General features: G+C 59.9%; 16 protein-coding genes. 7 read left to right on the top strand and 9 right to left on the bottom strand.

The genetic code is table 11. The features are described from left to right. Nucleotides 1–379 precede the first annotated feature (379 nt). Complete coding sequence (locus tag J3P93_RS15210) at nt 380–643, top strand: hypothetical protein (protein ID WP_434589191.1); 264 nt, start codon at nt 380–382, stop codon at nt 641–643. A 55-nt stretch (nt 644–698) separates the two neighbouring features. Here the strand turns inward: J3P93_RS15210 and J3P93_RS15205 are convergent, their stop codons facing one another. Then, nucleotides 699–1,220 (bottom strand): DUF4142 domain-containing protein, encoded by a 522-nt coding sequence (locus J3P93_RS15205; RefSeq protein ID WP_434589189.1) that lies wholly within the window; start codon nt 1,218–1,220, stop codon nt 699–701. 203 nt (nt 1,221–1,423) lie between these two features. On the opposite strand from J3P93_RS15205, the gene J3P93_RS15200 reads away from it, so the two are divergent. Both J3P93_RS15200 and J3P93_RS15195 read left to right on the top strand, forming a co-directional pair. After that, a complete protein-coding gene (locus J3P93_RS15200; protein WP_434589187.1) occupies nt 1,424–1,672 on the top strand; it encodes a hypothetical protein in 249 nt (82 codons plus the stop codon). A 98-nt stretch (nt 1,673–1,770) separates the two neighbouring features. Then, complete coding sequence (locus J3P93_RS15195; RefSeq protein ID WP_203421958.1) at nt 1,771–1,935, top strand: hypothetical protein; 165 nt, start codon at nt 1,771–1,773, stop codon at nt 1,933–1,935. A 133-nt stretch (nt 1,936–2,068) separates the two neighbouring features. Here the strand turns inward: J3P93_RS15195 and J3P93_RS15190 are convergent, their stop codons facing one another. The 3 genes from J3P93_RS15190 to J3P93_RS15180 form a co-directional block, all read right to left on the bottom strand. Further along, on the bottom strand, nt 2,069–3,145 hold the full coding sequence (locus tag J3P93_RS15190; RefSeq protein WP_434589185.1) for an SMP-30/gluconolactonase/LRE family protein: 1,077 nt from the start codon (nt 3,143–3,145) through the stop codon (nt 2,069–2,071). Then, nucleotides 3,142–4,287 carry an SRPBCC family protein gene (locus J3P93_RS15185; RefSeq protein ID WP_434589183.1) on the bottom strand — a complete coding sequence of 382 codons (1,146 nt, stop codon included), beginning with the start codon at nt 4,285–4,287 and terminating at the stop codon, nt 3,142–3,144. Before J3P93_RS15185 ends, J3P93_RS15190 begins: the two co-directional genes overlap by 4 nt. Nucleotides 4,288–4,398: 111 nt before the next feature. Then, the gene (locus tag J3P93_RS15180) at nt 4,399–5,262 is read right to left on the bottom strand and encodes a LysR family transcriptional regulator (RefSeq protein WP_203421961.1); all 864 of its coding nucleotides are present in this window, start codon (nt 5,260–5,262) and stop codon (nt 4,399–4,401) included. A 482-nt stretch (nt 5,263–5,744) separates the two neighbouring features. On the opposite strand from J3P93_RS15180, the gene J3P93_RS15175 reads away from it, so the two are divergent. Together J3P93_RS15175 and J3P93_RS15170 are read left to right on the top strand one after the other, a co-directional pair. Then, nucleotides 5,745–6,221 (top strand): antitoxin Xre/MbcA/ParS toxin-binding domain-containing protein, encoded by a 477-nt coding sequence (locus tag J3P93_RS15175; RefSeq protein ID WP_434589180.1) that lies wholly within the window; start codon nt 5,745–5,747, stop codon nt 6,219–6,221. Then, nucleotides 6,218–6,721: an RES family NAD+ phosphorylase gene (locus J3P93_RS15170; protein WP_434589178.1), complete on the top strand. Its 504-nt coding sequence runs from the start codon at nt 6,218–6,220 to the stop codon at nt 6,719–6,721. Before J3P93_RS15175 ends, J3P93_RS15170 begins: the two co-directional genes overlap by 4 nt. A gap of 88 nt (nt 6,722–6,809) precedes the next feature. Here the strand turns inward: J3P93_RS15170 and J3P93_RS15165 are convergent, their stop codons facing one another. Both J3P93_RS15165 and J3P93_RS15160 read right to left on the bottom strand, forming a co-directional pair. Further along, a complete protein-coding gene (locus tag J3P93_RS15165) occupies nt 6,810–7,127 on the bottom strand; it encodes an SCP2 sterol-binding domain-containing protein (protein WP_016774477.1) in 318 nt (105 codons plus the stop codon). Nucleotides 7,128–7,189: 62 nt separating this feature from the next. Continuing rightward, the gene (locus J3P93_RS15160) at nt 7,190–7,900 is read right to left on the bottom strand and encodes a histidine phosphatase family protein (protein ID WP_434589176.1); all 711 of its coding nucleotides are present in this window, start codon (nt 7,898–7,900) and stop codon (nt 7,190–7,192) included. A gap of 204 nt (nt 7,901–8,104) precedes the next feature. Here J3P93_RS15160 and sohB point away from each other — a divergent pair, with 204 nt between their 5' ends. Next, entirely contained in the window at nt 8,105–9,136 is a 1,032-nt protein-coding gene (gene sohB / locus J3P93_RS15155; RefSeq protein ID WP_394502811.1) for a protease SohB, read from the top strand. A 67-nt stretch (nt 9,137–9,203) separates the two neighbouring features. Here sohB and J3P93_RS15150 read toward each other — a convergent pair whose 3' ends face one another. The 3 genes from J3P93_RS15150 to J3P93_RS15140 all read right to left on the bottom strand — a co-directional run bounded on the left by J3P93_RS15150 (nt 9,204) and on the right by J3P93_RS15140 (nt 12,061). Next, nucleotides 9,204–9,698, bottom strand: a complete 495-nt coding sequence (locus tag J3P93_RS15150) for a DUF934 domain-containing protein (protein ID WP_090283212.1) — start codon at nt 9,696–9,698, stop codon at nt 9,204–9,206. Continuing rightward, nucleotides 9,682–11,340 (bottom strand): nitrite/sulfite reductase, encoded by a 1,659-nt coding sequence (locus J3P93_RS15145; protein ID WP_434589173.1) that lies wholly within the window; start codon nt 11,338–11,340, stop codon nt 9,682–9,684. The genes J3P93_RS15150 and J3P93_RS15145 overlap by 17 nt, the downstream gene beginning before the upstream one ends. Before the next feature lie 502 nt (nt 11,341–11,842). After that, nucleotides 11,843–12,061 (bottom strand): DUF2970 domain-containing protein, encoded by a 219-nt coding sequence (locus J3P93_RS15140; protein WP_434589171.1) that lies wholly within the window; start codon nt 12,059–12,061, stop codon nt 11,843–11,845. Between the two features lie 208 nt (nt 12,062–12,269). On the opposite strand from J3P93_RS15140, the gene J3P93_RS15135 reads away from it, so the two are divergent. Further along, nucleotides 12,270–19,598: an NEL-type E3 ubiquitin ligase domain-containing protein gene (locus tag J3P93_RS15135; RefSeq protein WP_434589169.1), complete on the top strand. Its 7,329-nt coding sequence runs from the start codon at nt 12,270–12,272 to the stop codon at nt 19,596–19,598. Nucleotides 19,599–19,615: the final 17 nt, after the last annotated feature.

Below are 19,615 nucleotides of genomic sequence, written 5' to 3'. Positions count from 1 at the left end.
TCAGAACAGTGGTGGATTGGCTGGCGCCATCGCTGGCAAGCCAGCTCCCACAGGGATCTTGGAGATGTCTGATTATTGAGCCACAACACAAAACCTGTGGGAGCTTGCCTGCAAGCGATAGCGGTAGAACATTCAAACGTTCATTGACTGGGAGTCAGCTATCGCCAGCAGACTGGCTCCCACAGGTTTCTGCGGTGTACTCAAGGCCGTGGCGACACGCCAGTCACTGTGTGAGTCTATTCGCCACGAATGATTTATCCGCCGAATCACAAGCTCCTGCGATGTTTTGAACGAATCATCGCCGTCGGGCTTCGAATCTGCATGGCCGACGTTTCCAGTCGTGCCAGATGAAAGATGCAGGACCCTGAATGAGGTGGCTATGAACGATCAAGCGTCGCAACAGCAAAATCAATCAGCTGATTCGATCAACCGCAACGACCCCGCGATCGATCCGCAATCACCGGGGCAGACCACGCCAGCGCCAGTAGAAGAGGGCCAGGCGGACAGTGCGCGCAGTGACGTCGATCAGAAGCAGCATCACAACGACAACAGCAACGACTTCAGCCCCGGCTTCAAGCCCGATCCGGACAGACCTGCGCCGGGCGAGAGCACCGACGCCGACATCGACACCGACGGGGGTTGATTGGCACACACAAAAAAGCCGCATCCATGGATGCGGCTTTTTACGCTCCGGGCGTTTATTTGCTCGTATGCTTGGCTTGTAGCTCTTTGGCGTGTTTGAGGTGTTCTTCCAGCGCCGGGAGCATTTTTTGTGCGAAGGCTTTGAGCTCAGTCGCACCCTTGGCCTTGTCATCGGTCACGGTGTTCGCCTGTTTCTTGAACAGCTCGATGGTTTCCTGGTGTGCCATGACCTGATTGTTGGCATAGGCTGCATCGAACGATTCGTCGCGCATGTCGAGAATCTTGGCCTTGGCCTGTTTGGTCAGGGTCGTGGTGTCCGGCACTTCGATGTCGTTGGCTTTGGCGATCTTCGCCAGCTCATCGTTGGCCTTGCTGTGATCGGTGATCATCTGGTTGGCGAAAGCCTTGATGTCAGCCGATTGGCTTTTTTCCAGCGCCAGGCGACTGGTTTCGATTTCCGCGATGCCACCGGCCGCCGCGTTGTCGACAAAGTCGTTGGAAGTGGCAGCAAAGGCCGAGCTCATGCCGGCACTGAGGGCAACAGCCAGAGCGAGATGACGCAGGTTGAATCCGTCCATTGGGTATCTCCACGCAGGTTTTTGTGAGCGTTAACCAATGGAGCGAACGCACCCGGCAAAGGTTTTATCGCATTTGCGACAGGGCGACGAACGGCAACCGCTGGTCTGACAGGGTGTCGACAGACGCCTGCGGGTGAGGCCATGCTGATAACGAACCAGCGCATCGGTCGCGTTGGTTGTCGATCAATTGATGGAGGTGTTTCATGCCGGTTTCACATGATCTGTATCAGGACCTGGGTTGCAAAAAGGAAGAGATCGAGCAAAAACGCTCCGAGGATCCGAAGCTGGATTCGTTGGTGGCTAAATACTTTGATGTGGACAAGGAAGTGGTCGAGGCCGAGAACGCCAATACACTCAGTGATGACGACCTGAAAAAGCTCAAGGAGAAACGCGTGATCGCCAAAGAAGGCATCGTCGCCCGACTGGCCGGGCAGCCGCTGACGGGCCAGTGAGCTACCGACCGGCGGTCACAGACTGACCGGAACGACTATCGGCAACGGCACCTCGAATATTCAGAGTCTCTTGTCCCCGACTCTTGGCGAGGTGCCTTATGAACGACCCCAGATTCCCCAGTGAGGAGCAGGGCGGATTCGACCCGATTCCAACCCGTCCCGAACCGAACAGCCCGGCGCATACCACTGCGCATCCCGAAAAGCCTGTAGAAGAATTGCCTGAGGATGAAGATCCCGAGAAGTTCGACAGGTCCAGCAACTGACAAACCGCTATCGCCAGCAGGCTGCCTCCCACAGTGGAATGTGTTGCCCACAGATTTTGTGACCGACGCAGAACCCTGTGGGAGCTAGCCTGCTAGCGATAGCGCCAGTCCATTCAACACAGCCTCGAAGGGGTCACTTCAGAGCCGCATCCAGTGGCAAACGCGCCATATGCCGCGCCTTCAACGAGCCGAAATACAACCACTCCCCATACTCGCGCACCGTGGTAATCGGCGAATAATTGCCGCTGCTCGCGTCCTGCAGATTGGCGATCACCTTGCCCTGCAGATCCAGCCCCAGCACAAAGCCGCGTTTCTCCACCGGTTTCGGCAGCACGGTGAGCGCCCGGACGATCATCTTGCGCACGAACGGGTGCTCGGCGGTGCCATCGAGCAACGCATTGCGCGGCGCATACAAGGCCACCCAGAAGCGATTGCTGCCGTTGAACGCGAGGTTGTCCGGCAGCCCCGGCAAGTTGTCGATGAAGACATCACGGGTGCCGGCTTGCGGTCCGCTCAGCCAGTAACGGCTGATGCGGTAGGCGCCGGTTTCGTTGACCAGCACATAGGCGTCATCCGGGCCGAGGGTCACACCGTTGGCGAACTGCAGTTCGTCCAGCAACACACTGGTCTTGCCGGTCTGAAAGTCGTAGCGCAGCAAACGCCCGTCGGCGCCGTGCTCGATGATCGCCTCGCCGTCATGGCCATAGCCCCAGCGGCTGGACGCGTCGCTGAAGTAGGCGTAATGCCCGGATTTGTCGATCGCCACGTCATCGGTGAAGCCGAAAGCCAGACCGTTGGCCTCGGTGCTCAATGGAATCAACCGACCTTGCGCGTCGAGGGACAGCAAGCCCTTGACCGCATCGGCGATCACCAGCAAACCGTTGGGATGCCGCGCCAGGCCCAGCGGACGACCGCCAGTGTCAGCCAGCACTTTGCGCGCCTGGCCGTCGAGGCTGGTGCGGATCAGTCGGCCGTCGTGCAGGCCGGTGATGAGGTAATCGTCTTCCAGCAGTAATGCTTCCGGCCCTTCGATATCGCTCGGCCCGACCTTTACCGCGCCTTTGAGTTTCTGATTGTCGGCGTAGATGCCTTCTTTCAGCGACGGTGCTGGCGGTGGCGTCCAGGCCAGCGGTTCGACGCGGGTCGGCAACAACAATAGAAAACCGACTACGATGACGATCAGCAATGACAATCCATGCCGTAGCTTCACGCGTGCGCCCTCGCTGAGGCCAGGTACTGCGTGGCCATGTCGCGCAACGCCAGCAATGACGCGGCGGACTCGCGCTCGATACGCCGCTTGAGCAGCAAGCGATTGGCGATGCGCAGGGCGAAGCCGTCGAAGCGATAATCCAGCGTGCGCACGAATCGCGTCGCGCCAGCCTCGGCGCTGCATTCGTAAGTCAGATTCAACGACAGTCCCTGGTCACCCTGTGCCCGCGCACACCAGCGGCGGCCGGGCAGGTATTCGGTAACCTCCCAGCGCAAATGGCCGCTGCGCCCGCCGGCGTTGATGTCTTCCTCGAAACGTGAACCGGCATGCAGCGGCCCTTGGGCGCCGTCGATTTTCAGCGACGAAGGATGCCACTCCGGCCAGCGACTGACGGTGGCGGCATAGGCGAGGACGGCAACAGGGTCGCCAGCAATATCGATCTGGTGCTGCATGCGGGTCATGGGCAGTCTCGAGTGGCTCGGAAGGGGGGCTTCAGGCGCGCGATAAAGCGTGCCGAACAGGTAATCCATCAGCGGCACAACGATGTTGAAATTGCTTGCCTGCATGTGCTCGCGGCGGTGATGCAATTCATGCAGGCGGCGCATCTGCCGAATCCACGGCAGGCGCGCCAGCGGATGATCTGGCGGTAGATGTTCGCAGGCGTGAAACACTTCGTAAGTCAGGTAGCCCAGCACCATGCAACCGCCGAACAGGCCGGCGACGTTGCTGTTTACCTGCGCCAGCAACCACCACAGCGGGAGGGTGATCAGCAGCGTATGGATCACGACCAGCCACGCCGGAAACAGAATCACCCGCCAGTCGCGCGCGCTGTCGTAGCTCATGTGGCCCGGGGTGAAAAAGCTGTGGTGATCGCCTGCGTGGCGGGCATAGAACATTTTCGCCCAAGCCTTTTTGTGGTGGCCGAGATGACGATGGGCCATGTACACGCCAAAATTGAACAGCAGCAGGGTCAGCGGCACCGTCAGCCATTGCAGCGGACTGACCTGTTGCACGCCGCTCCAGAACCCGGCGATCGCCAGCACACCAAACACCAGTACAAAACCGCCGTGCAGCCACGGGTTGTAGCGCGGATGAACGGCCACGCGGTAGCGCTCGCGGAACATCTCGGTGGTCTGCCTCACTGCCTCACCTGCGGGTGTCGTTGTTATACCCGGCAGAGTAGCCGATCCGGCCATGGGTGCAGGCTCGACCTTGATGGCAGTTGCGCCATCATCCGGTGTAAAGCGTTCGCGTCAGCTCAACGGATTCCAGCGCTGCGACCAGTCGTCATCGGTGCGGATCACTTCGCGCAGCAGGTCGAAGGCGTGCTGCAGGGTTGCCGAATCCCGGTCGCGTGAATAGACGAGGTAGGTCGGATAGCCGAATTCCGGGGCTTTGGTCACCGCCTCCAGCGCACCGGTTTCAAGATAGGTGCGCACCACGCGGGTCCGGAAGTAGCCGCTGCCGCCGTGTTCGAGAATGTATTGCAGGGCCAGTGGGCCAAGATTGAAACTCAGCGGCGCCTTGGCCTTTTCCGGCAGCGCGGCGTCGTGCTGGCGGCGGAAATCCGGGCCCCAGTCGATGTACACGTAGGGATCCGGGCGATCCGGGGCGCGCACCAGAATCAGTTTTTCTTCCAGCACTTGCTCAACCTGCAAGCCCGGCCAGTATTCCGGTTGATAGACCAGGGCTGCGTCGAGCACGCCGAGTTCGAGCTGGCGCAGCAGGTTCTCGCCATCGCGGATTTCCATGCGCAGGGCGTGACCGGGGATCTTCTCGCGCAGTTCCGCCGCCCAACTGAGCATCAACGGATTGCACAGGCTGACTTCGCCGCCGATGTGCAGCACGTTGTGATAGCCCTCGGGCAGCGGCAGGTCGCGGCGTGCAGCTTCCCAGGTCTGCACCAGTTGATTGGCATAGATCACGAAGGCCTCGCCATTGGGCGTCAGCTTCGCCCCGGCGCGGTTACGCACGAACAGCGTACTGCCGAGCTGGCTCTCCAGCTTCTGCACCCGCGCAGTAATTGCCGTCTGCGTGACAAACAGCTTCTGCGCCGCCGCGGCGAGGCTGCCATGGCGGACAATTTCCAGAAAAGTGCGAGCGAGATCGATGTCCATGGGCGGGCCGGTGTTTTCAGATGGCGCATTGTACGGGCAAAAGTCACCGCCAAATCAACTGGCCAACTCAACCGAACGCACCCGTGCCCAGTCCTCGACCAACCGCGCCGGCGTGCCGCAAACCTTGCGCTTGTAGACGAAGTTGCGGCACTTCTCGGCGAACTGGTTGTGGTTGTGCGGCGCAACGCTCTGTCTGCTCGGGCCGACTCGTTGTGCTGCCTGGCGTTCGTTCAGGTCCTACGGAAACGGGCCTGTTTCCAGCTGATGAGGGGATATTTCTGACGACTTTTTCAGGTTGGTTGTCGGACGCCTGGCCTATAGCATCAGTCCCGACATTGAAGTCACCGAGCGCTTGATCGCTCTGAACCCAGACAAAGGACGGCAATATGCGAATCCCGCTGCTTGAAGGCCACACGCCTGCTTACTCCCCTCGCCATTACTGGCGCGACGATCGCGCCAGATGCCCCTCGGAGGACGTCGCCATGCCAACCGCCAAAGCGCCTCGGCTTACGGGTTTGAAAAAACTCGAGGGCAAGCCCGTCGAGTTGTTGCTGCGCGGGCAGGACACCGGCGACGACCCGATGCTGATTCTGCGCTGCACAACCGAAGGGTTTGAACTGCACGATGTCGTCAATATGCTCGCCACCAGCGAGCTCTATCAGCGTGGCGATCTGGTCAAACGCATCACTGGAAGGTCGGTCAGAACCGTGCGGCGCCTGCTCAAAGAGGGAACGTCGGTGCGCCTGGACACGCCGCAGAGCATCATCGCGTACCAATACGCCGCTGCGCTGGAATTGGCCACCGAAGTGTTCGCACGCCAGGCCAAGGCCGAGTCGTGGCTGCAACAATCTGCGACCTATTTCTACGGTCATGTTCCGCTCGATCTGGTCGGGCACGCATTGGGCTTCAGGATGGTCGAGGAGTATCTGAACCAGATCAAATACGGGGTTTATCAATGAATCCCTTGCCCTGGGATGAACGCTGGTACGCCTGGCGACTGGATCGCGAGATGTACAGCGATACGTGGGATCGCGGCCTGGGTTCGAATCGCCGTGGCGGCCGCTGGAATACACCCGGGAGACGTGTGGTTTATGCGTCAGTCGACCCATCCACGGCCATCCTCGAAGTAGCCGCCCATGGCGGGTTCGATGCACTGGACGAGGAGCCTCACGTGTTGACCTGTTTTGAGGTCATCCACGAAGCCAGCGTCAGAATCGTGCAACCGGAAGAAGTGCCCAATCCGCATTGGTTGCACCCGATGAAAACATCGCCCAATCAGCGCAAGTTTGCCGACGCATTGTTGGCGGAACACCCCTTTGTACTGGTGCCCTCGGTCGCAACCCGCCATTCGTGGAATTTGCTGGTGAGCTGCGACCTGGCGGAGGGACAGTTCAAAATGATTTCGCAAGAGCGTTTTGGTCTGGATACGCGGTTGTTGAAGGATTTGGTGGCAAGCTGACCAGACGCTCAACTGCCATACGCAAGCCAGGCGCAGAAACGACAAATCCCGCCACCAGGACGGGATTTGCAGATAGCCAAGCCGCTTCTTACGAAGGGAACAGCTCGGACAGTTTCATCGACAGCATCATGTCGCCTTCAACGCGCAGCTTGCCGCCCATGAATGCCTGCATGCCGTCGGTTTCGCCGCTGACGATGTCTTTCAGGGTCTGGCTGTCGAGTACCAGCGTGCAGTTGGCATCCGGGTTTTCGCCTTCCTGGATGTCACAAGTACCGTCCTTGACGATCAGTGCGTACTGCTTGTCTTCGTCGGTGATGTTGAAACCGAAGACCAGGTCCAGACCGGCAGCGGCGGCTGGGTTGAACTTGGCTTGCATTGCTTTTACGGCATCAGCTACGGAGGTCATGGTTCGATCCTTTGTTAGGTAATGGTGCTGGTGTTACAGCAAGGGTCACAGTTGTCCGGTACTCAGCGGAAGGTGATGAGTTCCGGAGCCTTCAGCAGTTGCAAGTGCGCATGACTGTTGAAGGAAGCCAGGGCCACCTCGCGACCGCGGAATTTCAGCTGGTTGAGCGAGGTGTTGACGATTTGCCAGTTCAATTCAAAGGCCTGTTTCGCAGGCATTTGCGTAATGAGGTGGAGCAGGGCAGTGATGGTGCCGCCGGAAGTGAATACGGCAACGGATTGATGCTTTTCCGCCAGATCAAGAATCCGGTGCAGACCGGCGCGGACGCGTTCGACGAAGCCCTGCCAGCTTTCCAGGCCAGGGGTGTCGAAGGTGCCGGCCAGCCAGCGCTCGATGATCAGGGCGAAAATGCGCTGGAATTCGCCACGGTTTTGCGCGGCGTTACGCAGGATGTCGAGCGCTTCCGGTTCTTCCGGCAACATCGCCGGGAGCAGCGCGCGGATCACCGCGTCGGCATCGAATTCGTTGAACGCCGAGTCGGTTTCGAGGATCGGCACCGGCAGGCCTTTGGCGCTGAATTGCTCCAGGGCGCTGGTGGCCGTGTGTTGCTGGCGGCGCAGGTCACCGGCGAGGCAGCGATCGAAGCGAATGCCCAGTTCAGCGAGGTGCTGACCGAGGATTTCTGCCTGGCGCACGCCGGTTGGCGACAGCACGTCATAGTCGTCTGCACCGAAGGAGGCCTGGCCATGTCGAATCAAGTAGATGCTGCCCACGTCCGCGTCTTCCCGGTACGTTGAAGGTTCGGCGAGGTTATGAGGATGGCGGGTAGCTGTCAATGAAAAAACATACGCTTGTTTGAAATGCCCGTTACCGGGGTGTTGCCGGAGGTTTCCCGGCTGGTCGACAGGGCGGCGCATGGGTATGCTGGGGCCATCCCGCGTGTGCCGTACCACCACGCATTGTTCTAAGGAGTCTCTGTGGAGTTTTTCACCGAATACGCCAGCTTCCTGGCCAAGACTGTCACGCTGGTGATCGCCATTTTGGTGGTGCTGGCCAGTTTTGCTGCATTGCGCAGCAAGGGCCGGCGCAAGTCGGCGGGGCAATTGCAGGTCAGCAAGCTCAACGATTTCTACAAAGGCCTGCGTGAGCGCCTTGAGCAGACGCTGCTCGACAAGGATCAGCTCAAGGCGCTGCGCAAAAGCGAGGCGAAATCCGAGAAAGGCGAGAAGAAACAAAAGAACAAGCCGGAGAAAAAATCACGGGTGTTCGTGCTCGATTTCGATGGCGATATCAAGGCCTCGGCTACCGAAAGCCTGCGCCACGAGATCACCGCGTTGCTGACCCTCGCCACGCCCAGGGATGAAGTCGTGCTGCGCCTGGAAAGCGGCGGCGGCATGGTTCACAGCTACGGTCTGGCCTCCTCGCAACTGGCGCGTATCCGTGAGGCCGGCGTGCCGTTGACCGTCTGCATTGACAAGGTTGCGGCGAGCGGCGGCTACATGATGGCCTGCATCGGCGAGAAGATCATCAGCGCGCCGTTCGCGATTCTCGGCTCGATCGGGGTGGTTGCGCAGTTGCCCAACGTCAATCGCCTGCTCAAGAAGCACGATATCGACTTCGAAGTGCTGACCGCCGGTGAGTACAAGCGCACCCTGACCGTGTTTGGCGAAAACACCGAAAAGGGCCGGGAGAAGTTCCAGGAAGACCTGGACATCACCCATCAACTGTTCAAGAACTTCGTCGCGCGCTATCGCCCGCAACTGGCGATCGATGACGTGGCGACCGGCGAAGTCTGGCTCGGCATCGCGGCGCTGGACAAGCAGTTGGTCGACGAATTGAAGACCAGCGACGAATACCTGGCAGACCGGGCGAAAAAAGCCGAGGTTTATCACCTGCACTACGCCGAGCGTAAAAGCCTGCAGGAGCGTATCGGCATGGCCGCCAGCGGTTCAGTCGATCGCGTGCTGTTGAGCTGGTGGAGCCGCCTGACGCAGCAACGGTTTTGGTAACTCAACAGGCATAAAAAACGCCGGTCACATGACCGGCGTTTTTGTATCTGCTACAAAGCGATGGGGCTTAACGGCGACGGAACAGCGGCAGCGGTTCGTCAGTCGCGGCCTGGTACGTCACGGAGAAGTCCTTGAGACCTTCCAGCGCCTCGTACGGATCTTTGTCGGCGCGAATGGCAAACGCGTCGAAACCGCAGCGATGCATGTAGAACAGCTGATCGCGCAGCACGTCGCCAATCGCACGCAGTTCACCTTTGAAGCCATAGCGGTCACGCAACAGGCGCGCATTGGAATAGCTGCGGCCGTCGGTGAAAGCCGGGAAGTTCAGGGCAATCACCTGAAACTCATTGACCACTTCACCGATCTCTTCGGCTTCTTCGTCAGCGTCCAGCCAGACACCCAGACCGCCATCGCGAGCCTTGAGCATGCGGCTGTGCTCGCGCCACAGTTGCAGCGGAACGATCAGGTCGTCGCAGTTGCTGATTTCGTCGATGTTGAAATCCTTTGGCAGCAGGTGCCAGGTTTCGTCGACGACTTCGTTGTTCTTAATGATTCGCTGCATAGACGCGTTCCTTGAAGAGGTCGATGCCAATACGCTGATAGGTGTCGATGAAGCGCTCGTCTTCGGTGCGCTGTTCAACGTACACGTCGATCAGTTTCGAAATCACGTCAGGCATGGCGTCCTGCGCGAAGGACGGGCCGAGGATCTTGCCCAGGCTCGCGTCACGGCTGGCGCTGCCACCGAGGGACACCTGATAGAACTCTTCGCCTTTCTTGTCCACACCGAGGATGCCGATGTGGCCGACGTGGTGGTGACCACAGGCGTTCATGCAACCGGAGATGTTCAGGTCCAGCTCGCCGATATCGAACAGGTAGTCGAGATCGTCGAAACGACGCTGGATCGATTCGGCGATCGGGATCGACTTGGCGTTGGCCAGCGAGCAGAAATCACCGCCAGGGCAGCAGATGATATCGGTCAGCAAACCAATGTTCGGCGTGGCGAAACCTTGCTCGCGCAATTCGCCCCACAAGGTGAACAACTGGCTCTGCTCGACATCGGCAAGGATGATGTTCTGCTCATGGGAGGTGCGCAGTTGACCGAAGCTGTAGCGCTCGGCCAGGTCGGCGACGGCATCGAGCTGCTTGTCGGTGATATCGCCTGGCGCTACGCCGGTCGGCTTCAGCGACAGGGTCACGGCGACATAGCCCGGTTTCTTGTGCGTCAGGGTGTTGCGGCTGCGCCAGCGGGCGAAACCTGGATGCTCTTTGTCCAGATCAGCCAGTTGTGCGGTCTGGTTGTCGAGCGCCTTGTAGTCCGGATCGACGAAGTGCTTGGCGACACGCTGCAGTTCAGCGTCGGTCAACGTGGTCTGGCCACCACGCAGGTGCTCCATTTCCGCATCGACTTTCTGCGCGAACACTTCAGGCGTGAGCGCCTTGACGAGGATCTTGATCCGCGCCTTGTACTTGTTGTCACGACGGCCGTAGCGGTTGTAGACCCGCAGGATGGCGTCGAGATAGCTCAACAGATCCTGCCACGGCAGGAACTCGTTGATGAAGGCGCCAACGACCGGCGTACGACCGAGGCCACCGCCGACCAGCACGCGGAAGCCCAGTTCGCCAGCAGCGTTGTACACCGGCTCAAGTCCGATATCGTGGACTTCAATGGCGGCACGGTCGCTGGTAGAACCGTTGACGGCAATCTTGAATTTGCGCGGCAGGTAAGCGAATTCAGGGTGGAACGTGGTCCACTGCCGAACGATTTCGCACCAGGGACGCGGGTCGATCACTTCGTCCGCAGCGACGCCGGCGAACTGGTCGGTGGTGACGTTGCGCAGGCAGTTGCCGCTGGTCTGGATGGCGTGCATCTGCACGGTGGCCAGTTCAGCCAGAATGTCCGGAATGTCTTCCACAGCCGGCCAGTTGAACTGCACGTTCTGCCGCGTACTGATGTGGGCGTAGCCCTTGTCGTAGTCGCGGGCAATTTTGGCCATCATGCGCACCTGACGCGAGGTCAGTTGGCCGTACGGCACGGCGACGCGCAACATCGGCGCGAAACGCTGGATGTACAGGCCATTTTGCAGGCGCAGGGGGCGGAATTCTTCTTCGCTCAGCTCACCTGCCAGATAGCGTCGGGTCTGATCACGGAACTGCTTGACGCGGTCCTCGATGATCCGCTGATCGTACTCGTCGTATACGTACATATAAGTCCTGTTCTCAGGCTTTGGGCTACTCGGAAAACGCTGCGTTTTCGCTTGCTGGAGTCCGATTGTGCCTCTGCAATTCTGCGCGCACGGCCGCGCACTCCCTGACGGAGCCGGGGCAATATACCCGTTTGCAGTTATGCGCAAAAGTGATGTTTGAGTATATGTAAAGAACCAAATCGCCTAACGAGAATCGCTGTCAACTATTCCACATTTGTCGTGCGGACAATCTTCGTCTTAACTGTGGTCGAGTCTTTCTGCAATCACCGACAAAACCGACAAGAGGCGATGCAATGAGCAACCCGACCAAGGCAAGAAAGAGCGACAGCAGTGTCGATGCGTGGGCCATCCTGTTCCTGATCATTCTCGTTGTAGGGACAGCGGTATTCTGGGTCAGCCACCAGTAAATGAAACTCCGGGCCTGATCGCATGCCCCTGGCCGGTGGTTCGCCGGTGACAAGGCGCGATCGTTTTGCCATGGCCCGGATTTTTCATGCAGGCCTCAAACCCCGGCCAGATGCAGCACCAGTTTGACGATGCCAAACAGCGTCAAGCCGAACAGGGCTGTGAACAAAACCCCCAGAATGACGAAATGGCTGGGTTTGCCGTGGGTGAAATCCCTTTCGCGGTTCTTGCCGCTCTGCACCCCGAACGCGGCGGCCATGACGCTGTGCAGCATCTGCCACAGAGTCGGTGGTTTGTTGTCGCTTGGATCGTCCATATATCCCCCTCCACGAAGTCGTTCCTGAACAGCATAGTCAAATAACCGCCCCTCAGAGAGGCCAGACACGACGTGACAACTCTCTCGCGATCCGTGCCGTGGGACTGGTGACGTATCCGGTTACTCATGATCGATCGTGCAATATCCGGGTACCGCAGACGCAAGCGCCTGACATGGTCTGCTGATTGTTTCCCCATAAGGAGCAATCATGAGCCCGACATCATCCACTGCGCGAGCGAAGCAACCTGCTTCGCTCGCGCCTTCTGCAAAACCGAAAGCGACGCAAAGCCTGCACGGCCAGTTCCTGACGAAATCGATTCCTGCCTGGTTGACCAACGCCTCAGCGCAAAGACGCGAGGCGTTCAAGGGCGTCAAAACGGCGCTGCCGTCCTGGTTTTTAAATGCGACGCAGACCCAGCGCCAGACATTGAGCGACCGCTTCAAGGCCAGTTTCGATGCGCAGAACAGCCTCGATAAAAGCATGGCGACGTTTCAGCAGGTCGAAGCCTTTGCCAGGCCTTTGCTGATCAAGGCCCTTGCGGACGCGTATCGGCTGCAAGTGGACGTTGACCAGACGCTGCTGTGCCTGCGCCGGCCGCTGGAGGTCAGCGTTCTGGCAATAGAGGTGGGCTCCTTCGAAGTGCTCAAACTGTCATTGCTGGAGGCCGCGCTGCATAACTTCGAAGCCTGGGAATGTGATCGGGGTGCTTACCACGCAACCTCCGGCTTCGTCGTGGCAACGACTGAAGCCGGCGATTATGAGGCCGTGAGCCTTGCGATCTCGGTCAGCCAGTTTCTCGGATTGTGTCGCCGTCTGGACATTGGCAAGCAATATCAGACCTGGTTGCAGTCATTCTTTCATCCCGCGGATCCAGTGGCCGAGGCGGTGCTGCGCGAGCGTTTCATTGCCAGCCAGAAAGCGACAATGCGCGCTGCTGCCGAGCAGGCTTTGCTGACGAAGGACATCGACGCTGCGCACTACGCGATGATCGTTTCGGTGATCGAGGGCGAGCTCAATCCCTCGGTCGGTAACAAACCGGTGTGGTTCCGCGACTTCAGCCTGATGAAAAAAAGAATGACGGGCTGTGTGGTCTTCGTCATCAGCGACAAGTACCGCTACAGCAACGAATGGCTTGTGTACATTCCGCACGATCCCGAGCACCCGTTCAAATGCTATCGCGGCAATGACGAGAAGGAAGAATTCAAGCGACTGCTCACGGCTCGAAGCACGCCGTCAGCGTCGGGCGCGGAACCGACCGCCTATCAGCGATTCCTCAGCCAGTTTTTGCCTTACGACCAGCGAGGCTACTATTTCAGTCAGTTCACAAGAAAGGCAGCGGATTCACCCAGTGATTTTTGGCGCTCCCCTTGGCGTATCGTCACCGAGTTTGGCCCCGGCGCGCCATTCACGCGAATCAAGCAGTTGCCCCCGCCGCCTGCCGCAAAGCTCGAGCCTGAACCTGATCCATACATCGCTCCCGGCGCGCTTTTGCAAAGGCAGCGCGGGCTGTGGGAAAAAAACCAGGATCTGTGGCAGTACCTCTACGACGAGAGCCGGGCCAAGGTATTGGCCGACGCGCGAAGCCATGCCGTGCCCACCGACGATGTCGACGTCAAGGCGCGCGAGGCCAAACTGGCGCACCTGATGCAGATCGGCCTGCTTGGTTTGAACGTGGTGTCGATGTTCGTGCCGGTACTGGGCGAAGTAATGATGGTGGTGATGGCCGGGCAACTGCTCTATGAAACCCTTGAAGGCTCAATTGAATGGGCTGAGGGCGATCGCCGTGCGGCCAAAGATCATCTGATCGATGTGGCGGAGAATCTGGCGCAGATTGCAGTGATGGCGGGGGTGGGGGCAGGGGTGCGGAAAATCTCCAGCGCCAAAGCTGTGCCGGTGATTGAACAGCTGCAGCCGGTGCAGTTGCCCAACGGCGACACGCGCTTGTGGAGAGCCGACCTGCAAGCTTACGAGTCTGCGGTCACGCTGCCCGACATTCCCGGGCCGAATGATGCCGGGCAGCACGTGTTTGAAGGGAAAACCTATATCCGCCAAAGCGGCAAAGTTTACGAGCAGTTCTTCGATGACTCGCTCGGCAAATGGCGGATCAGGCATCCGAGCGACGCCAACGCCTGGCAGCCGGTGCTCGAGAGCAATGGCCGCGGCGCCTGGCGGCATACGCTGGAGCGTCCACAGACCTGGGATCGTCTGACGCTGCTGCGGCGCATCGGCCATGCAACCGAAGCCTTCTCCGATGCGCAACTGCTCAAGGCTGCCGATATCAGCGGTGTCAGTGAGGCGGCCCTGCGCAAGATGCACATCGATTCGGCGCTGCCACCACCGGAACTGACCCAGGCCCTGCGCATGATGCGGGCCGATAGCAACGCGGCGCGAGTCGTTGAGCAGTTGCGCGGGACACAACCGATCGACGATCTTTATCTCTACGCGTTGCCGCTGATCACCGAAATGCCGCGCTGGCCGGCGAACCGGGTGTTGGAGGTCTTTGACGGCGAGTCATTGTCCGGCAAGTCCGTCAGGTATGGCTCCGCTCGGCGCTTTCGCGATGTCGGCGTCAAGGCGCCGATTCAGATATCGCGGGCAGATGTCCTCAGCGGTGAACTGTCAACCCATATTCTGGCGGCGCTGGACGAATCTGAAGTCACCGCGCTGCTGGGAGAGCAAGGTGCACGCGTGCGCGGTGCCCGGCCGGCAGAATTCGGCAAGCAGATCGCCGAATACGCCAACAGCCGTCAGCCGGCGATTTACGACAGCCTCTATCTGGGGACAAGTCCCGTCGCCCCTCAGGTTTTGCGTTTACAGAAGGCCTGTCCCTGGCTCAGCGAAGCGGCGGCACAGACAGTGCTTGCACATGGGCGCCCCGATGAACTGGAGCGACTCGGCGCAGGCCAGCGAGTGCCGCTGCGCCTGCTGGAAGAGGCACGCTGGTATGCGCGTCAAAGCCGAAAAGTGGCGGCCTACGCCGGTCTGCGCAGTGAAAATGTGGCTTCGGCGGACAGCCGGCGCCTGGGGCTGCACGCGCTGGAACAATTGCCGGGCTGGCCTGACACCTTGCGTATCGAAGTACGCGAGGGGCATGCGGCTGGCACGCTAATCGACAGCATTGGCAGCGAAACAGCCGGCGAGAAAAAATACCTGATCAAGCAAGGCATGCAGTTTCAGGCCTTCGACGAACGCGGGGAGGCGCTCAACAGCCTGCCTCGCCACGGCGATAATTTTTACTCATCGATCATGCATGCCCTGCCTGATGCGGCGCGCCGCAGCCTCGGTGTGCCTGAGGTCGGGCAGTCCGCCGGGTTGCGAACAAAGATCATCGATTATGCCGATAAGCATCAAGCAGATGCGTCTGCGCTGCTGGCGCCACCGGTCAAGTGGATCAAGCCGCCCGTGCGGGTGAACGCTACGCTGATCGGTTATCCCGCCAGCGGACGCGGCGCGGGATTGCCAACGCAGCTGGTCGCTCATGTGCGCGATATCTATCCGCAACTGAGCTACGAGCAGGTTCAAGGCTTCATTCTTGAACAATATCGGGCGGGAAAAGACAGCAGCGCCATTTTCGAACTGTTGCTATCCCGTCGGCGCGAGTGGGAGCAACTGAACGCGACGCTGGATGAATGGGCGGGGACATCGACGCTCGCACCCTGGGAACGTTCCGGTATAGATCACAAGTTTCGCGCCGCGCAAGCGCTGAAAACCTGTTGGCGCAATGCCTTGTCCACCGGAGTGGCGGGTGCTGATCAACTTTCGATTCTCACTTACGACCCTCTGCCGGTGCTGACCGCAGATTTTGCACATGTACGTGAGCTTTCGATTGGCGGCAACGGTTTGACCGATGCCAATGCAGACACATTTCTGGCGCGGTTTGCCAATGTGCAAAAGCTGTCGCTGGGGGAGCGGGGCACTCTGTTCGGCACTTACATTGGGCATGAGCAGTCACTGACGACCGTGCCCTTGACGGTGACGCGAATGTCCGCGCTGACGAAGCTCAAGTTCAGAAGCCAAGCCACGGCCCTGGCTGCCGATCTGCCAACGCGATTGCGTACGTTGACCGCCGTTGAGGAGCTTCATCTCGATCTTCCCAGCGGCGCGAGCATTCCGCCTGGCCTGGACCTGACGCCCCTCAGGCGCCTGAAAAAACTCAAGATCGAAGCGCCGGGCCTTACGCAGTGGCCGGCATATGTCGAGCAACTGCCTGAACTGGAAAGACTGGATCTGACTCAGACCGCCATCGCTTCGCTGCCACAAACGCTCTATATCGGCCATGAAAAACTCTGGGCGGGGTTGTCGCTGGACTGGTCGAAGTTTTCCCATGAAGCGTTCAAACCGGCTTACGACTATGTGAAAAATTACCTCGGGCAGTGGCGACACCTGGTTGATCTGGACACGATGGTCCGCCGCTACTGCGCCGGAGAACTGCAATTCCTCACGGGCGAGGCCGGCCGTCCCAACCCGTTGCCCGAGCGCATCATGAGCCTGTGGAACACCCCGGAAACCAGGCTCAAGGCCGTGGAGATCCTGCGTGTGGAGCACACCGCGATTTTCCGCCGGTTCTACGAGCCCACTGCATCCGCAGGACTGCGGACTGCGAAGCCGGCCGCGCGTTGGCAAACGCCGCCCCATGACCGGGTGGTTCGTGCGCTGGAAAAGAACTGGCGTGCTGCGATACGCCGGCGTTATCGCTTGAGCGACGACATGCATCCCTTCAATGCGACGAACTGGACATCCGCCACCGATCTCGACGATGCCGGCGTGTTTGAACTGGTCGACACCGCCTGGGTAGAGGGCGAGGCGCCGATCAGTGAACTGCCGCAATTGCCAGTCGGTACGTTTGCGCATGTGCAGACCGTGCGGTTGGAGCGGTTGAACGTGCCGATCGATCAGCTTCGCGGGTTTCTCCAGGCATTCAGTGGCGCCACAAGCCTGGAAATCACCGCCTGCGGCTTGACCGAAGTGCCGGTGCGGCCAGCCGACTTCACCCAGCTGACTCAGCTGGACCTGTCTCTCAACCTTATCGCCGTAACCCCTGAGGTGCAGGGCCAGTTCAATGCGCTGAACAAACTGGAACACCTCAATGCCCGGCTCAATCGGCTGGACACACTCGACGTTTCTCGCCTGACCGGGCTCAAGACGCTGAACCTCAGCTCCAACGGACTCAATCAATGGCCGCCAGGGGCGCAAAGCCTGCCGCGTTTGCAAATGCTGGATTTGCGTCATAACACCATCGGGTCGCTTCCCGAAGATGTCCTTGCCGACGACACGGTGCTGCTCAAGACCCGCTTGCTCAACAACCGCTTCAGTGTCGCAGGCGAGGCGGACCTTGAAGCGGCGCACCGCCGGATTGAAATGTCCATCGGTTTGCCCGAGGGCGCCTTGCAACAGTTCGATGCGCAGTCGGTGTCACTGCCGGGCATTTCAAGCGCGACCCTGCCGGAAAGTGCGCTGAATCGCGCCGGTCAGCTGTTACCACTCCCGCCGGTCTCCGCAATCAGCGGCGGCTCTGACATGAGCGCCAGTGTGCTGGAGATATTTCCCTTGCTGACGCTTGAACAAGCGCAAGCCAGCGTTGCGCGCTTACGCAGCGAAGGGCTGCTTCCCGAACAAGTGGTGGACAGGCTGAACCAGTGGCGAGCGACTAACGAGACGCTGACGCGTGAGTTGAACGGCTGGATTTTCAACCCGGCGCCAGGGCCTGGTGAGGGGGTGTCGTCGTCCACGAGACTGTTCGACGCGACGAGGATCCGAAATTGCTGGCGCGACGGGGTTACCGCGCTGACCGAGTCCGCCGGACAGACGCTGAGTCTTTCAGCGGGACTCATCGGTGATTTGCCTGCGTTGTCTAGCGTGTTTTCCCACGTGCGAACACTGGACCTGACAGGGGTCAAGTTTACCGTTGAGGGTTTCAACCGCTTTTGCCCGGCGTTCCCTGAGTTGACCACCCTGATGCTTAACGGCAATGCACTGGCCCGTGTGCCGGAAGCTGTCGCGGGTCTGAGCCGGCTGGAACGGCTGGAATTGAGCGGTAATCGCCTGGCCGCCGCGCAAACCGTGTATCAGTACGCGGCCGGGCCGCGCCTGCGCTGGCTCGACCTCAGCCACAACCAGCTGGAAGACTTCGACGCCAGAACGTTCAGCCGTCTGGAAACCCTCAACCTCGGCCAGAACGGTCTGGATTTCTGGCCTGACGGCGTGCTCGAACTGGCGCATCTGCAAAGGCTGGACCTGTCGGGCAACAACCTCATGTTCTTCCCGGACCGGCTGTTGGGCGGCAACCATGAGCGGCTCGTGGCGGGTGCTGACTTGGCGGATAACTCGCTGTCGCTCAACGCATTGGAGCAGCTCAGGGACTACAGCGTCGCGCAGGGTGACAGTGATGTGATGGGCTACTCGTCAGCGTCTCTGCAACGTGAAATATCCGAGCGCCTCGTTGAGGCTGAGAGCGACTCCAGCTCCGGGACCGATTCGGGCTCGGATTCCGATAGCGACGACGGTGATGACGCGAGCGGCAGAGGCGGTGGCGGGGCCAGGCGCGTTGACACGCATGCCGCTGTGGAAGCCGCGGAGGCCGTTGCCAATCCTGCGCAGGATGTGGCACCGCCGGCGATGGAAACCTGGATGACGCATACCCATGCCGATGCGCGTGCCGGGCGGCAAGCGCTATGGCTGCAGTTGGCGCAACAGGCCAACCATGAGTCGTTCTTTCATTTGCTCTCGACCTTGCCTGACACCCTCGAATACAGGTTGTCCGGCGCCGATCTGACTCATCGGGTGTGGCAGGTCATCGAGGCCGCCACGGAAAATACCGAGCTGCGCGAGCTGTTGTTTCTCAATGCCGAGACGCACGGCACTTGCGGTGATGGGCGAATCCTGTCGTTCAGCGAACTGGAAACCCGGGTCTATGAATACAACGCTTTGCGTGATATCCCACGGCACCGTCCGCAGCAGCGCGGCAGAGCGCTGCTTGATCTCACCCGCCGCTTGTTTCGCCTGGAAAGAGTCGACCGCTTGGCTGAAGCCGCTGCGAAAAACAAGGACCGCGCCGAAGTCCGCCTGCAATACCGCATCGGCTTGACTCGCGGCTGGCCGGACGGCCTCGAATTGCCGGCGCAACCCGAGCACATGCTGTACGCCACACCCATTCGCGGGCAGCGCTTGCTCGATGCGCGCGCAACGGTCCTCGCCGATGAGGCGTCGGACAGGTTTCTTGAGGATCTGATCGCCCGCGATTACTGGATTCGCTACTTGCACGAGCGCAACCCCGAAGTGTTAGAGACGCTGGAGCGCAACGCTGGCCAGCGTCAGGAAGAGGTTGAGGACGCCTACCCGGACAAAGAGGACAACGAGGTCACCCGCAACCGTTATCTCGAGGCAATGGCAGCGCTGGAGATCGAACTGGCGGAAGCGCGTATAGAAAAGTTAAAAGAACTGACGCGCGCGCAACTGCAAAACCTGGCGCCGAGCGGCGAGGGCGCGGCGACACCCGCTCCATCCTCACCGCAGCCCGGTCCGTCATCGCGGCCGTGATCAGATAAAGGACAAGG

Source organism: Pseudomonas sp. R3-57 (assembly GCF_051132065.1).
Taxonomy (GTDB): Bacteria; Pseudomonadota; Gammaproteobacteria; order Pseudomonadales; family Pseudomonadaceae; genus Aquipseudomonas.
This window is presented reverse-complemented; position numbering and strand designations above follow the sequence as displayed.